11 protein-coding genes and 3 tRNA genes are annotated in these 15,644 nt (G+C 62.7%); 4 read left to right on the plus strand and 10 right to left on the minus strand.

Annotated features, from left to right (window positions below):
* Positions 1–49: 49 nt before the first annotated feature.
* Complete coding sequence (gene rimO / locus BLS60_RS02310) at positions 50–1,375, minus strand: 30S ribosomal protein S12 methylthiotransferase RimO (RefSeq protein WP_070881741.1); 1,326 nt, start codon at positions 1,373–1,375, stop codon at positions 50–52.
* A gap of 207 nt (positions 1,376–1,582) precedes the next feature.
* Between rimO and BLS60_RS02315 the strand changes: the two genes are divergently transcribed.
* Positions 1,583–2,923, plus strand: coding sequence for a short-chain fatty acid transporter (locus tag BLS60_RS02315; RefSeq protein ID WP_092364184.1), 1,341 nt, complete (start codon positions 1,583–1,585; stop codon positions 2,921–2,923).
* A gap of 41 nt (positions 2,924–2,964) precedes the next feature.
* On the opposite strand, the gene BLS60_RS02320 is transcribed toward BLS60_RS02315, so the two are convergent.
* From BLS60_RS02320 to BLS60_RS02340, 5 genes are all read right to left on the minus strand, one after another.
* Positions 2,965–4,233 carry a virulence factor family protein gene (locus BLS60_RS02320; RefSeq protein ID WP_092364187.1) on the minus strand — a complete coding sequence of 423 codons (1,269 nt, stop codon included), beginning with the start codon at positions 4,231–4,233 and terminating at the stop codon, positions 2,965–2,967.
* Positions 4,233–6,863 carry a bifunctional lysylphosphatidylglycerol flippase/synthetase MprF gene (mprF, locus tag BLS60_RS02325; RefSeq protein WP_092364190.1) on the minus strand — a complete coding sequence of 877 codons (2,631 nt, stop codon included), beginning with the start codon at positions 6,861–6,863 and terminating at the stop codon, positions 4,233–4,235. Before mprF ends, BLS60_RS02320 begins: the two co-directional genes overlap by 1 nt.
* A 242-nt stretch (positions 6,864–7,105) precedes the next feature.
* Positions 7,106–7,182 (minus strand) — tRNA-Met (locus tag BLS60_RS02330).
* 120 nt (positions 7,183–7,302) lie between these two features.
* Positions 7,303–7,379 (minus strand) — tRNA-Met (locus tag BLS60_RS02335).
* A gap of 119 nt (positions 7,380–7,498) precedes the next feature.
* Positions 7,499–7,575: transfer RNA gene (locus tag BLS60_RS02340), tRNA-Met, on the minus strand.
* Between the two features lie 277 nt (positions 7,576–7,852).
* Between BLS60_RS02340 and dinB the strand changes: the two genes are divergently transcribed.
* Positions 7,853–8,923, plus strand: a complete 1,071-nt coding sequence (gene dinB / locus BLS60_RS02345; protein WP_070881737.1) for a DNA polymerase IV — start codon at positions 7,853–7,855, stop codon at positions 8,921–8,923.
* Positions 8,924–9,069: 146 nt separating this feature from the next.
* Here dinB and BLS60_RS02350 read toward each other — a convergent pair whose 3' ends face one another.
* The 4 genes from BLS60_RS02350 to BLS60_RS02365 form a co-directional block, all read right to left on the minus strand.
* Entirely contained in the window at positions 9,070–9,471 is a 402-nt protein-coding gene (locus tag BLS60_RS02350) for an META domain-containing protein (RefSeq protein WP_092364193.1), read from the minus strand.
* Positions 9,471–9,908 carry a hypothetical protein gene (locus tag BLS60_RS02355; protein WP_092364196.1) on the minus strand — a complete coding sequence of 146 codons (438 nt, stop codon included), beginning with the start codon at positions 9,906–9,908 and terminating at the stop codon, positions 9,471–9,473. Before BLS60_RS02355 ends, BLS60_RS02350 begins: the two co-directional genes overlap by 1 nt.
* Before the next feature lie 79 nt (positions 9,909–9,987).
* Positions 9,988–10,581, minus strand: a complete 594-nt coding sequence (locus BLS60_RS02360; RefSeq protein ID WP_070881734.1) for a biliverdin-producing heme oxygenase — start codon at positions 10,579–10,581, stop codon at positions 9,988–9,990.
* A 72-nt stretch (positions 10,582–10,653) separates the two neighbouring features.
* Positions 10,654–13,404, minus strand: coding sequence for an ATP-binding protein (locus BLS60_RS02365; protein WP_092364199.1), 2,751 nt, complete (start codon positions 13,402–13,404; stop codon positions 10,654–10,656).
* A gap of 143 nt (positions 13,405–13,547) precedes the next feature.
* Between BLS60_RS02365 and BLS60_RS02370 the strand changes: the two genes are divergently transcribed.
* A complete protein-coding gene (locus tag BLS60_RS02370; protein WP_092364201.1) occupies positions 13,548–14,255 on the plus strand; it encodes a response regulator transcription factor in 708 nt (235 codons plus the stop codon).
* Position 14,256: 1 nt separating this feature from the next.
* The gene (locus tag BLS60_RS02375) at positions 14,257–15,612 is read left to right on the plus strand and encodes a HAMP domain-containing sensor histidine kinase (RefSeq protein ID WP_092364204.1); all 1,356 of its coding nucleotides are present in this window, start codon (positions 14,257–14,259) and stop codon (positions 15,610–15,612) included.
* The last annotated feature ends 32 nt before the right edge of the window (positions 15,613–15,644 follow it).

Raw genomic sequence — 15,644 nt, forward strand, 5'->3', positions numbered from 1 at the left:
GCAGGCAATAAAAAGCCCCGCACGTGGCGGGGCTTTTAGCGTGTAACGGTCAGACCCGCTCAGCCCACATATCGTATTCATCGGCATCGACGATGCGCACACGTACCTTGTCGCCCGGCTGGAAGTCGGTGCCTTCGATGAACACGCTGCCGTCGATTTCCGGGGCGTCGGCCCAAGAGCGGGCTACCGCGCCCTGGTCGTCGACTTCGTCGATCAGCACGTCCATTTCGCGGCCGATCTTCATCTGCAGGCGTGCGGTGCTGATGGCCTGTTGGTGGGCCATGAAGCGATCCCAGCGATCCTGTTTGACGTCATCGGGCACGATGTCCACGTCCAGGTCATTGGCCGGCGCGCCTTCCACCGGCGAGTATTGGAAGCAGCCGACGCGGTCAAGCTGGGCTTCGGTCAGCCAGTCGAGCAGGTACTGGAAGTCTTCTTCGGTTTCACCCGGGAAGCCGACAATGAAGGTCGAGCGGATGGTCAGGTCCGGGCACTGCTCGCGCCAGGACTTGATACGCGCCAGGGTGCGGTCTTCGAAGGCCGGGCGCTTCATCAGTTTGAGGACGCGCGGGCTGGCGTGCTGGAAGGGGATGTCCAGGTACGGCAGCAGCTTGCCGGCGGCCATCAGCGGGATGATGTCGTCGACGTTGGGGTACGGGTAAACGTAATGCAGGCGCACCCACACGCCCATGCTGGAGAGTGCTTCGCAGAGCTCTTTCATGCGCGTCTTGACCGGCTGGCCGTTCCAGAAGTCGGTCTTGTACTTGAGGTCGACGCCGTAGGCGCTGGTGTCCTGGCTGATGACCAGCAGTTCCTTGACGCCGGCCTTGACCAGCCGCTCGGCCTCGCCCAGCACGTCGCCCACCGGGCGGCTGACCAGCTTGCCGCGCATCGACGGGATGATGCAGAAGCTGCAACTGTGGTTGCAGCCTTCGGAAATCTTCAGGTAGGCGTAATGACGCGGCGTGAGCTTGATGCCTTGCGGCGGCACCAGGTCGATCAGTGGATTGTGATCCTGGCGCGGCGGCACCACGTCGTGCACGGCGTTGACCACCTGCTCGTATTGCTGCGGGCCGGTGACCGACAGCACGCTGGGGTGCACGTCACGGATGCTGCCTTCTTCGACGCCCATGCAGCCGGTGACGATCACCTTGCCGTTTTCCTTGATCGCCTCACCGATCACTTCCAGCGACTCGGCCTTGGCGCTGTCGATGAAGCCACAGGTGTTGACCACCACGACGTCGGCGTCCTGGTAGGTCGGCACGACCTCATAACCTTCCATGCGCAGCTGGGTGAGAATGCGTTCGGAATCGACCAGGGCTTTTGGGCAGCCGAGCGAAACAAACCCTACTTTAGGGGCGGTGGTGGTGGTCATGCGGGCGAACCTCAGGGCTAAGACGGAGCGGGCGCTGGCACGCCTCTGATCAAAAAGTGCGCAATTCTAGCGGCGTGCGCGCGACTTTGCCAGCACTGCCGGTGGCCGTGCCGCCCGTGCGTCGGCAGGGCCTGGGTACGTGGGCGAATTGCATGACTAGACCTTTGCTACGCTGTGCTCACAACAACCACAAGAGAAGACTCGCCCATGTTCGCCAGAATCACTTCGCTGAGTGTCAACCTGGTTCAGCGCTACTTGCCATCGCCGTTCGTGTTTGCCCTGCTGCTGACGTTGCTGGTGCTGCTGCTTGGTATGGCCACCACTGGCCAGAGCCTGGTGCAGATGACGCGGCATTGGGGCAACGGCCTCTGGGGCCTGCTGATGTTCACCATGCAGATGGCGCTGGTGCTGGTTACCGGCCATGCCTTAGCGAACGCGCCGGCGGTCAGTCGTTTGCTCGATCGCTTGGCGCGCATTCCGCGCTCACCGGGGCAGGCGATCATATTCGTCACGCTGGTGGCCATGCTCGCCTCGCTGATCAACTGGGGCTTCGGCCTGGTCGTCGGTGCGGTGTTCGCGCGGGCCTTGGCGCGTCAGGTCAAAGGCGTGCATTACCCATTGCTGGTGGCCGCTGCCTATTCGGGTTTTCTGGTCTGGCATGGCGGCTTGTCGGGTTCGATCCCGTTGTCACTGGCCACTGGCGGCGCTGATCTTGAGCGCATGACCGGCGGCGCGCTGACCGCAGCGGTCGGCGTGGAACACACGCTGTTCTCCACGTTGAACCTGGCGATTATCGCCATGCTGGTGATTGGCGCGCCGCTGTTGAATCGCGCCATGCAGCCTGCCACACCGACGGTTGCCGACCCTGCGTTGCTGGTCGACCCGCCGGCGCCGCACGTGCCCCGGGAAACGGGCGCCCAGCGCCTGGATGACAGCCGCATTCTTGGCCTGCTGCTGGTGGCCATGGCGGCCGTCTACTTCGGTTTTCATTTTGCCGAGAATGGTTTTGGGCTTACGCTCAATCTGGTGATCGGCATGTTCCTGTTCGCCGGGCTGCTGGCCCACGGCTCGCCGGAGCGCTACGCCCGTGCGGTGCAGGAGAGCGTCAGCGGCATCAGCGGGATCATCATCCAGTTTCCGTTCTATGCCGGCATCATGGGCATGATGGTGGGCGCCAGCCCCGAGGGTGAAATATTGGGCCGGCAGATCACCGACCTGTTTATCACCTGGTCGACGGCTGACAGCTTTCCGGTGTTTGCTTTCCTGAGTGCCGGGCTGCTGAACGTGTTCATCCCGTCCGGTGGCGGCCAATGGGCGGTGCAAGGGCCGATCATGCTGCCGGCCGGTCAAGCGCTCGGTGTAGCGCCGGAAGTCACCGCGATGGCGATTGCCTGGGGCGACGCCTGGACCAACATGATTCAGCCGTTCTGGGCCTTGCCGCTGCTGGCCATTGCCGGCCTGGGCGCGCGGGACATCATGGGCTACTGCCTGATCATGCTGCTGTATTCCGGCGTGGTCATCGCGGGAGCGTTTTACTTTCTGGGTTGACGACACAGCCGGTAGCCGAAGGATTTTTGGCTACCGGCTTGCTACGGCGTTGCCTGCTGGCGTTTCTGAATGGCGGCAATGAGCCGCTGGGCCAGGGCCGGGTAATCCTTGTCGTAGTGGTGCCCACCGGGCAGTTGCAGGTTTTCACCGGTGGCTTGAGGTTGGGTGCAGCCGCTTTCGGGCGCTTCTTCCGTGCCATACACGCACAGCACTTTTTCAGCCGGTAACTTGACCAGCTCGGGACCGGTGGCCGCTTCGCTGGCATCCTTGCCAAGCCAGCCGTCGACATGAATCTCGAACGCACCACTGCGGGCAAGCGCCAACAGCAGAACGGCGTCGACTTGTTGTTTGTCGCTGTTGGGCAGGCGGTTGTAGAGCGCAGGCATTACATCCGCGCCGAAGGAGTAGCCGATCAGCACGAAGCGCTTGGCATGCCATTTCTCGCGGTATTCACGCATCAACTCGGACAGGTCGCTGGCGGCTTGCTCGGGGCTCTTGCGCTGCCAGAAATAACGCAGGGTATCGACGCCGACCACCGGGTAGCCGCGCTCGGCCATCTGCTCGGCCACGGCTTTATCCAGATCACGCCAACCGCCGTCGCCGGAGTAGAACAGGCTGACCGTATCGCCAGGCTGGGCAGCCGGCACTTCGACCACCGGCAGATCATCGCTGGCACCTTGCAGCAGACGGCGCAACTGCGTCATCAGCAGCGTCTTGGGTTCGGTCTGGTAGTCACCGATCAGGGTTTCGGCAGTGGCCTGCTGGCGCACGAAACGGGCGCTGGCGTCATCCGGGTTGTCGTTCCATGCGACGAGCCAGTGACCGTGTGCACTGCTGGCCGGAGGCGGCGCGTCGCAGTCGGGCTTGCGGAGCGAGAAGCCGACCGACAGCGCCTGAGCCTTGCTGTCGTTCTGTGCGGCCAGCCAGCGCCAGGCGAGCATGGCGCCAGTATCGCTGCCAGCCACCAGATCGACCGACCCGCCGAGCGTTGCGCTCGCTTCTTGCAGACGCTTGGCCTGGTCGTCACAGCTCTGTTGTGTGGGCTGATACTGGCCGATCACGGCGTGGTTGGATTGCGCCAGTTCCAGCAGCTCGGCCTCGCTCAGTTGCTGATCGGCAGGCACGGCCAGCAGCACGCGACGTTGCACGGTGCCGCCGGGCGTTGCGAGCACCAGGTCGCCGCCGGAGGCCAGTGGATGGCGCGCCAGGCTGGCTTCAGGCGCGGGCCGCAGCCAGTAATAAAGGCCGCCCGCCACCATGGCGAGCAGCACAAGGAGGATCGGTAGCAGGCGTTTGGCTGTGCGGGTCATCAACGTTTCACCAGTCCGGTAAAGCCGCCGGCGATCAGCGCGGCGGTGTCGGTCAGCGCCACCAGCGGGTCGAGCCCGGCGGGTACGGCCATGTAGCGAGGCTCCCAGTCCGGCTGGAACTTGTCCTTGAAGCGGCGCAGGCCCTGGAAGTTGTAGAACGCCTCACCGCGCTGGAATACCAGTGCGCCAAGTCGCTGGGCCAGCGGCGCGCCACGACGAGGCTGCAGGCCGGACAGCGGCACCATGCCCAGGCTGAAGCGGGCGAAGCCGGCTGCTTTGAAATGCAGAATCAGGCCGAGCATCAGAAATTCCATGGTCAGCTTCGGTGCATCCGGCAGCACGCGCATCAGGTCGAGGGTGGCGAGGTCGCGGCTGTCGGTTTCCAGCAAGTTGGCAAACGCCACGGCACGGCCTTCGACCCGCGCCACGACAATACGGAAGTGACGCAGGTAGGCGGGGTCGAAGCGGCCCAGGGAGAAGCCTTTCTCGCGCATCTGCTTGCCGTTCAGCCAGGCATCGGAGATCGCGCGCAGTTCGTCGAGCGGGGCTTCACCGGGTTCGAAGAACTCCAGTACCAGGCCATCGCGCTGCCCGCGGTTCCAGGTGTAGCGCAGGTCCTTCATGGTCTTGCCGGTGCTTTCCAGGTCGAATCGGTTGAGGTCGACCCGGGCTTCTTCACCGAGCTTGATGGCGGTCAGGCCGATGTCCATATACAGCGGCAGGTTTTCGGCGCGCACCTGGTAGAACACCGGACGGGTATGGTGGCGGTCGCAGAGGTCGCGGAATTGCCAAACCAGCTCGGCACGCCGCTGCGGCGTACCGATGGGGTCGAACAGCGCGATCATGCTGCGGGCGCGGCGCGAATACATCAGAAAGGCGTCACCTTGCGGGTGCACCAGCAGTGCCTTGTCGCCGGTCAGCGCCAGGCCGCCATCAGCCTGATCGGACGCCTTGACGATTAACGCGGCACGATCCAATTCCTCACTGCTGGGCAGCGCCACGGCCGGCGGCGCGGCGCGCAGTAACCAGGCGAGAAACACCACGCCGAGCACCAACACACAGCCCAGTGCAGCACGCAGGCCGCGAGGCGCATCGGCGTTTACCGCAAACTGCCACCACAGCTGGCGTTCGTAGGGCACATCCTGATAGGCGAAGAACAGTAGCCAGATCGAGGCGCCGAGCACGCACGCGCTGGCCGCCAGGTGCCAGGGTGAGAAGGGCAGTTCCATGATCCGGCTGGGGCGGTAGAAGTACGGACGGAACAACGCCAGCAGGCCCGCGGTGATGCTCAGCAGCAGCGCTTCCTCCCAGTCGAAGCCCTTGAGCAACGACAGCACCGCGCCGGTGATCAACAGCCCCAGGGTCATTGCCCAGGCGGCAGAGAGTCGGCGACGCAGCCCTTGTGCCAGCAACAGGCAGAGCAGGCCGATCAGGCTAGCGCCAAAGTGCGAGGCGTCGATCAGGCGATGCGGAATGAGGAAGTCGAGAATTTCCAGGCGCTCATCCAGGCTTGGCGTGGCGCCAGAAAACAGCAGCACCATCCCGGAGATGAACACCAGCAAAGCCAGGATAGGCGCCGCCAGGCCACTCGCCGCGCGGATGGCCTGGCGTGTGTCGACCAGCCGGCGCAGTTCCATGGCCAGCAACAGCAGGCAGGCCACCAGCAATGGCAGCACGATATAGATGAGGCGATAGAGCAGCAGGGCTGCGGCAAGGGGCGCGGCACCCAGTTCGTTGGCGAAGGCTGCCAGCAGTACCGCCTCGAATACGCCGACACCGCCCGGCACATGGCTGAGTACGCCGGCTGCCAGTGCCAATAGATAGACGAGCAGGAAGGTAGTGAAGGGCGGCGCTTCGGGTAGCAACAGATACAACACGCCAGCGGCAGCGCTGACGTCGACCAGGGTGATCAGCACCTGCAGCAGCGTCAGCCGCGTATCGGGCAAACGCAGCAGGTGCCTGCTCACGCGCACGGTCACGCAGTCCGGCGCGGGGCGCTCTGCAAGTCGGGCGCGATGCACTACCACCACCAGCGCGGCGCCGATTGTCAGAAGCATCACGCAAATGGCGATCAACAGCGGTTGTGGCAGGTGCAGGGCAGCAGCAGCGGCCGCCGGATCGGCGAGCGCCGCGAGTGCCGCCAGCAAGGGCAGGGCGCAGCCGAGTGACAGGCTGGCGAACACGGTCATGCGCGCGATCTCGCCGCCGCCAATGCCATGGCGGGCGTACAGGCGATAGCGGATCGAACCACCCGAGAGCATCGACAGGCCGACCGCATTGCCGATGGCGAATGCGCAGAAGCCGCCAGTGGCCAGCGTGCGAGCCGGCAAGCTGACCGCTGCGTAGCGGCTGGCCGACCATTCATAGCCGAGCAGGGCGATGAATCCCAGAACTGTCAGGCCAACGGCGCCGAACAGGTTCACGCCCGGCACGGCCAGAATGGATGCATGCAGCGCACTGGGATCCAGCTCATCGAGCAAGTGTCGACAGGCAAGCAGCGCGATCACGAAAAGCAACAGGGCAACACTCAGCCCCAGCGGCTGGCGGTATCGATCCAGGCGCTGTCGCCATAGCAGGAGTTGAGATTTGGGCAGAGAAGGTGCGGCAGTAGCGTCGGAGCTGGCGCGCATCGGATACCTCTTGGGTAGTGCGGCGCAGATTGGAAGGCGTAAGCCAAGTTTCTTTGTATTACAAATAATGTATGGGTACAGGCGAGCCGCTTCAAGATGTCCGTGGCTGACGTCATGAAAGATTTATCTGCAAGAGAGAATAGTGGCTTACGTGCATGGCGCTGAGGGAGCGCTGGAATATTTCGTATGCCCATAAAACAAAAGCCCCGACAGCTAGGCTGTCAGGGCTTTCGTTTCGAAGGTGGTTGCGGGAGCCGGATTTGAACCGACGACCTTCGGGTTATGAGCCCGACGAGCTACCAGACTGCTCCATCCCGCGCCGGCAATTCTATACAAAAACAGACTTCTGTCAATCGATTTATGCTTTTCAATCAATTAGTTAAATCGACAAAGCAGAAAAACAAAAAGGCCACTCGATTGAGTGGCCTTTTTGAGTATCTGGTTGCGGGAGCCGGATTTGAACCGACGACCTTCGGGTTATGAGCCCGACGAGCTACCAGACTGCTCCATCCCGCGCCGACAATTCTATATAAAACCGCGCCTCTGTCAACCACTTTGTGCTTTTCAATCAATTAGTTAGTCGACAGGGCAGAAACAAAAAAGGCCACTCGATTGAGTGGCCTTCTTTGAGTATCTGGTTGCGGGAGCCGGATTTGAACCGACGACCTTCGGGTTATGAGCCCGACGAGCTACCAGACTGCTCCATCCCGCGGTCGCCATTCTATTCATCTGAGGCATGCTGTCAACGCTTATCGTGGAAAAAACTGTTTTCCGTTCAATCGGTTAGCGTTGGTAAGCAAGCGATTTAAGCGACGTAACCCATGCCATGCGGGGCTTTCAGGCGGTTTCCCGGCGTTGAGACGCATGACAGATAAAAGACACCCAGTTGGCGGGGCAGGCTGGAAGGCTGTTCTTTTATACAGTAAGGTGGCCATCCCCTCGTCGCTCGGCCGCCTGTGTGGCCGTCCAGCTCTCTCGTTTTCAGGTTTATGGCGCAGCGAAAGATCATTCACGTCGACTGTGACGCCTTTTATGCCTCGGTCGAAATGCGCGACAACCCGGCGCTGGCCGACAAGCCGATGGCAGTGGGGGGCTCGGCGGATCGCCGTGGGGTGATCGCGACGTGCAACTATGAGGCACGTGCCTACGGGGTGCGCTCGGCGATGGCGTCGGGGCACGCGCTGAAACTGTGCCCGGATCTGCTGATCGTCAAACCGCGCTTCGATGTATACCGCGCCGTCTCGCGAGACATTCACGCGATCTTTCGCGATTACACCGACCAGATCGAGCCGCTGTCGCTGGACGAGGCCTTTCTCGACGTGTCCCATTGCGAACATTTTGGTGGCAGCGCCACGCGTATCGCCCAGGACATTCGCCGTCGGGTGTCCAGCGACCTGCATATCACCGTGTCGGCAGGCGTGGCGCCGAACAAGTTCCTGGCCAAGATCGCCAGCGACTGGCGAAAACCCAACGGGATATTCGTCATCACGCCGGATCAGGTCGAGGATTTCGTTGCCGAGTTGCCCGTCAACAAGCTGCATGGCGTCGGCAAAGTCACCGCCGACAAGCTGACACGCCTCGGTATACGCACCTGCAGTGACCTGCGCGAATGGAACAAGCTGCGCCTGGTGCGTGAGTTCGGCAGCTTTGGTGAGCGCTTGTGGAACCTCGCCCACGGCATCGACGAGCGCGTGGTGCAGACCGACAGCCGCCGCCAGTCGATGAGCGTGGAAAACACCTACGATCAGGATCTGCCGGACCTGCAGGCCTGCCTTGAACAGTTGCCCGCATTGCTGGAAGAACTGGAGCGGCGCATGACCCGCCTGGACGGCAGCTATCGAGCGGGCAAACCTTTCGTCAAGGTCAAGTTCCACGACTTCACCCAGACCACCTTGGAGCAGGCCGGTGCCGCCCGTGATCTGGAGAGCTATCGCGTTCTGCTGGCCAACGCTCATGCGCGCGGCAATCGCCCGGTGCGCTTGTTGGGCGTGGGCGTGCGGTTGCAGGATTTGCGTGGCAAGCATGAGCAGTTGGATCTGTTTACGCCGCGAGAGCCCTAAATCGGCAAGGCCACATCCGTTCGCCCAGGGGGCACGCCCCTACGTGATTGCGATTTGTAGGAGCCGCGCCCCTGCGGCGAATCTTGGCATCCCCACCGTCAGTAGATAGAAACTGCTACTGCCGCAGCGAACTCGACCTTTGTTGCTTATTCGTCAGGCCACAGCCGGATCGGCTTGCCGCTGGCCGGCCACAGGCGCAGTTGCTCGGTCGGTGAAATATCCCAACGCTCGACGGTACCGAGGCTCTGTAGGAAACGGCTTTCCTGTTCCATCAGCGCCGGTGCGCACATCATGCGGGTGCTGCCGGCGTTACTGAAGGTCAGTTTGTCTCCGTCACGCTGGTAGCCTGCGAACCAGTGGTTGCAGCCGGCGTTGCCGTAGGCGCGGCCGTCGTCACCCAGGGTGATGGTCAGGTGGCTGCTGTCGATCAGCGGGCGTTCGCCAATCCATTCGACGCGATAGACACGTTCGGTTTCCAGCTGCACCGGCTTGCCGGCGCAGCCAGCAAGGGCAGCAGTCAGCAAGCCAAGGGCGAGAAACGGTTTCATCAGGCCTCCTTCTTCAGGCACGCGGGGCAAAGGTGCTTGCCCTCCTGTTTGCGCCAGCCGAGTTCCGCAAGACGCGCATCGGCGGCAGGTGTCTGGGCTTTCTTGCCCAGTGCACTGTCGACCGCAAATTCGAAGTCCAGTTGCTTGCCGCAGCTGTCGCAGGTGACCTGCCAATTGAAGATCGACAGTTCGGTGAACGCCGGGCCGTGAGCCACGGCGACCCACTGGCCTGGCGGGTTGATCAGGTGACGAACCTTGTCGACCTGCAGGCGCATGCTCAATTCGCGGCTGCCTTTAAGGCTGACCACCAGGGTATCGCTGTTCTTGATCGAGCCGCCGTTGCCGGTGACCTGGTAACGGCCGGGAGCCAGGGCGCGGCACTCGATCAGCGTGTGTTCGGGATTGAGCAGGTTGTAGCGGAAATCGTGTTCGGCCATGGTTCCTCCGGATAAGGAGCGCATTCTAACAGGCCGCGATAGAGGAAGGCGGGCAGCGAGGTCTCCGGCCCGCAGGTGATCATGCCGCCGGAAAAATCTCCCGCAGCGCTGCCCGATAGAAATCGAAGGCTGCGACAGCGCCACTGACGGCTTCATCGCGCTGCGCCTCGCTCAAATCCAGACCATCGAGCAGGGCAACGAACTGACGCCAGTGCAGGCCGCGCCCTTGCGGGTGAGCCGCCAGGTGGCGCGCCCCATATTGAGCATCAAGGCCGATCCGCTGAGTTTCCTTGAACAGATAGGCAGCGCCCAAGTTTGAGCCTTCGCTGCAGTACAGCCAGCCCAGCGCCGCGTGGGGGCTGCTGGGGATTACCGCTGGCGGGACAGGCGGTACTGACAGGTCCAGGGCCGCCAGATCGGCGCACACGGCCTCGAACCGCGGCAGCTCGCTCAGGCCCGGCAGCAGGCGATTGAGCGCTATGTCGTCATACAGTGCGTCGATGGCGCCATGAAAACGGTGCTGCACGCGCAGGAAGTAACCGTAGCGCTCCAGGCTTTCAAACGGTCGGGAATGCATGACCAGTGTGTCGACGCTGTCGTGGTCGCGGCTGGTGCCGGCTTTCAGGCGTTTGCTCAGGGGCAGTTGCGCGGTGGGTTGAGCAATGGCGGTCATCGTGGCGCTTCCGGATAACGTTTACTAGACATCGATAGTGGGCTGCCGGCTGCCCGGCATATGCATGTCAGCCTATATGCCAACGCGTGCCTCTTCACTCAAGCGTTCGATCGCCTGCTCCAGTTCATCGAGCCCGCTACTGCGAATAGGCTGGTCCTGCTTGAGCTGGGTTTCGCTGTACTGGCAGGTGGCGCGCAGCTGCGGCACGCCACAATATCGTGTGGCGCCATGCAGGCGGTGGATGCGTTCGATCAAGGCGTTGCGGTCGCCATCGGCGCGGGCCTGGCGGATGGCTTGCAGGTCGCCGGGCAATCCGGCGAGCAGCATGTTCAGCATCTCGGCTGCCAGGTCGGCCTTGCCCGCGGCGAGGCGCAGGCCTTCTTCATTGTCCAGAACCGCAGTGAGCGCTGTCTGGTTGCTATCCGGGAGCTGATCCTGAGCGTTGTCCTGCAGCGGCAAGCCTGTCCACTTCAATACCACCTGGGCCAATTGTCGCTCGCTGATCGGCTTGGTCAGGTAGTCGTCCATGCCGCTCTGCAGCAGGGTGCGTTTCTCATTGGCCAGGGCGTGGGCGGTCAGCGCGACGATGGGCATCGGCGCACGCCCGCTGTCCTGTTCCCACTGGCGGATGGCCTCGGTGGTCTGGCGGCCATCCATGCCCGGCATCTGCACGTCCATGAAGACCAGGTCGAAATCCTGTTCACGGGTGATCGCCAGCGCATCGAAACCACTGCAGGCGACCGTCACTTGCGCGCCCATGCCGTCGAGCAACGTTTGCACCAGCAGGAGGTTGGCGGCGTTGTCATCGACACACAGGATGGCCGGTGACCGCGTGGCGCTGCGGCGAGGCTGCTGGCGTATCTGCCTGGGCACGATCAGCTCGATCAGGGTGCGCTGCAGTTTGCGCGTGCAGGCGGGTTTGGCCTGCAGCTGGCTGTGCCAGTCGGGCACGCTGTCCTGGTAGTGCGTCTGTTCGGTGGTCGGGCACAGCACCACGGCCTTGCAGCCAAGATGCTCGAGATCCCAGACGCGCTTACCGAGCTGTTCAGCGGGCATCTGCCTGGCGGTTACGCCGAGTACTGCGCAATTGAATGGCTGCGCAGTATGGCTAGCCGTGCTGACCGCCTCGCAGAGCGCGTCGAGGTCGCTGAACACGCTTACCAGCAGCCCGCAGTCTTCAAGTTGATGCTGCAGCGCCTGGCAGGCCAGTTCGTGGGCTTCGAGCATGGCGGCGCGGCGGCCCGAGAGCGCTTTGGGCTGGTCTTCGGCGTCGCTGCGGGCTTTGGGCAGGTTCAGGCTGACCCAGAATTCAGAGCCTTCACCGGGCGTGCTGTCGACGCCGATTTCGCCGCCCATCTGCTCGATCAGGCGTTTGGATATCACCAGGCCAAGGCCGGTGCCGCCTGCCTGGCGGGACATCGAATTGTCGGCCTGACTGAACGCCTGGAACAGCGCGCGCAGGTCTTCCTCCGCGAGACCGATGCCGGTGTCACGCACGCTGATACGCAACTGGGCGCGGTCGGCGGTCTCTTCCTCGAGCATGGCGCGGATGACGATGCTGCCTTGACGGGTGAACTTGATCGCGTTGTTGACCAGGTTGGTCAGCACCTGCTTGAGGCGCAGCGGATCGCCGGACAGCGACACCGGCGTGTCGCGGTAGACCAGCGAGAGCAGCTCCAGCTGCTTCTCGTGGGCGGACGGCGCAAGAATGGTCAGGGTGTCCTGCAGCAGGTCGCGCAGGTTGAACGGAATGTTCTCCAGCACCAGCTTGCCGGCCTCGATCTTGGAGAAATCCAGAACCTCGTTAATGATCCCCAGCAGGCTATCGGCGGACTTTTCGATGGTGCTCAGGTAGTCCTGCTGGCGCGGGCTCAGCTCGCTTTTCTGCAGCAGGTTGGTGAAGCCGAGAATGCCATTGAGCGGGGTGCGGATTTCGTGGCTCATGTTGGCCAGGAATTCGGACTTGATGCGGCTCGCTTCCAGGGCTTCCTTGCGGGCGAAATCCAGCTCGATGTTCTGAATCTCGATGGTTTCCAGGTTCTGTCGCAGGTCTTCGGTGACCTGGTCGATGCTGTGCTGCATCTCTTCCTGGGCGTTCTGCAGCGATTCGGCCATGCGGTTGATGCCCGACGCGAGCTCATCCAGCTCGTGGCTGCCCAGCGGTGGCAGGCGGGTTTCCAGATGGCCGTCCTTGAGCAGGGCGACGCCGTTCTTGATGCGCAGCAGCGGGTCGTTGATGCTGCGGCTCATGCGCAAGGCCAGCAGCCCGGTGATGATCAGGCCGGTCACCACCAACAGCAAGCTGGTCAGAAGGCTGCGGTAGCCGCTTAGCAGGGTGTTGTGGTGCGACAGTTCCAGTTCTACCCAACCGATCGGGCCTGCTGCGACCTCGGGCTGCTCCTCGCCACTCAAGGTCAGGTGCTGGGCCATCACCGGCAACAGAAAGCGGGTGGCGTCCTGGCTGCTGTGCTGGGCGACGTCCACGGTGTCGCTGTCGATCACCGGGCGGTCGTTGAGCATGCTCGGGCCGGCGTGGGTCAGCCGTTCGCTCTGCGCGGTCATGAAACTCACCGCGCGCACATCGGGCTGCTCCAGGGCTTCGGTGGCGATACGCTGCAGCAACGACTTGTCGCTGTGCAGCAGGGCGGGGGCCGCCAAGGGTGCCAGTTGCTCGGCAATCATGTGGCCGCGCTGCAGCAGTTGCGCTTGCAGCCCGGACAATTGCATCCAGATGAAGTAGCCGCCCAATACCACCGCCAGCAGGCTGGTGGGCAGCAGGGTAAGCATCAGTACCCGGCCCTTGATGCCGATATTCGTTAGCACGCGACGTCCCCTTCCTACGATGCCGGCAGTGTAGCGATTCCGTTGCCTGGGTGCTTGCCTGGGATGGGCTGGGCGGCGCAGTTGCTCACCGGACACGTCGAATAGGTAGAATAGTTCACATTAGCTTTCAGAGTCTCATCGTCATGCAACACTCAGCCCCTAACGCCCCTCGTATTCTCGCGGTCGAAGACGATCCCGCGCTGGCCTTCCACCTGCAGGCTCATTTGCGTGGCTGTGGCTACGATGTCACCGCCAGCGCTGACGGTAATGAAGGGCTGCGCCTGGCCGAAGAGGAGGATTTCGACCTGATCCTCATGGACATTCTGCTGCCAGGCAGCAATGGCCTGGACGTGCTGCAGCGCTTGCGCGAGCGACGCCGGGTGCCGGTGATCCTGATGTCCGCCCTGGGCGCCGAGCAGGATCGCATCGCCGGGTTCAGCAAGGGCGCCGACGATTACCTGCCCAAGCCCTTCAGCCTCGGTGAGCTGAGTGTGCGGATTGAGGCGATTTTACGCCGCGTGGCGTACGAACGCTGTGAACAGCCTCCTTTGCAGGAGGATACGTTGATCTTTGACGAGGATCGTTCCGATGTCTGTCACGGCGGGCAGTGGGCGCAATTGACCTCTACCGAGTATCGCCTGCTGGAAACCTTCTCGCGGCATGGCGAGGAGGTGCTGAGCAAGGCCTTCCTGTATCAGCACGTGCTGCATCGCGGTTACGCCCAGCATGATCGCAGCCTCGATATGCACGTCAGCAACGTGCGCCGTAAGCTGAAGAGCATCGCCTATACCAGCACCCGGCTGGAGTCGGTATGGGGCAAAGGTTACGTGCTGACCGGCCGGGAATACTGAGGTGCCCGGTCGTCATTCACTGTTCTGGAAGTTGATCGTCGGGCTGGCGCTGTTCTGCCTGCTGATCGTCAGTCTGCACGTGGACCTGGACAAACGGGTGTACGAGGCGATGTCCACCTTGTCGATGTCCAGCCGGCAGGCACTTACCCATTTTGCCGAAGAGGCTGAAACCGCCTGGAAACAGCAGGGAACGGCAGGGCTCGATCGTTACCTGAGGGATCTGCGTGAGCGGGAGCAGGTGTGGGCCATGGTGGTCAACAGCGACCATCAGTCATTGTCGTCGCAGCCGCTGGGCCCGTCGGATTTACTGCGGCTGGACTTCGTGCGCAGCCTGGATCAGAAGGTCGGTCGTCCAGGCGGACGGCCGACCTTTTACGTGCCCTTCAGCGACGGCAATATCCGTCTGGTGATGGAACTGCCACCGCGTCTCGACCCGCGTTATTACCAGGCCCAGTGGGAGTTTGTCGTACAGAAGGTGTTGCCGGCATTGCTGGCGATTCTGCTGGGTACCTTGCTGTACCGCTTGTTTATCGCGCCGCTGGTCATCCTGCGCCGCCAGGCCAATACCCTCAGCGCTGGCGACCTGAGCGCCCGCATTGGCCCGCCAGTAGCAGCGCGCAAGGATGAGCTGGGCGAGCTGGGCCGGGCATTTGACCACATGGCCGAGCGCCTTGAAGGCACCGTTGCCTATCAGCGGCGCCTGCTGCGCGACCTCTCGCACGAGTTGCGCACACCGCTGAGTCGCCTGCGCGTGGCGGCTGATGGCGAGAGCGACCCGCTCGTGCTGCGCCAGCGGCTGGATCGGGAGATCAGCATCATGCAGCGGCTGGTGGGAAATTCGCTGGAACTGGCCTGGCTGGATTCCGAGCGACCGCAGTTCGCCCGCGAGCCGATTTGCCTGGTGCAACTCTGGGACATGCTGGTCGAAGACGCCTGTTTCGAAACCGGCTGGTCAAACCAGCAATTTCAGTTCGAGGTGGACGAGCGTTGTCTGGTGGCTGCCAACCTGACCAGCCTCGCTCAGGCGTTGGAAAATCTGCTGCGCAACGCCATTCGCCATTCACCGCCCGCTGGCTGTGTGCGTTTGGCGGGCGAGTTGGAGGGCGAGTACTGGCACCTGCGATTGATCGATAGCGGGCCTGGCATCCAAGTTCGCTATCTGGAAACCATTTTCGAACCGTTTGCTCGGCTGGATAGTGCTCGCCCGGGGGACGGCGGTTTCGGTCTTGGCTTGAGCATCGCGCGCAGCGCCATCGCTTTGCAGGGAGGCCGTTTATGGGCGCAAAGCCCGCCAGGCAGCGGCCTGCAGATGCACGTGTTGCTGCCAGCCGGCCAGCTGGCAGAGCAAACTGTATAGAATGTAAATGACGTTTACTCTCATATGATATT

Source organism: Phytopseudomonas seleniipraecipitans (genome assembly GCF_900102335.1).
Taxonomy (GTDB): domain Bacteria; phylum Pseudomonadota; class Gammaproteobacteria; order Pseudomonadales; family Pseudomonadaceae; genus Aquipseudomonas; species Aquipseudomonas seleniipraecipitans.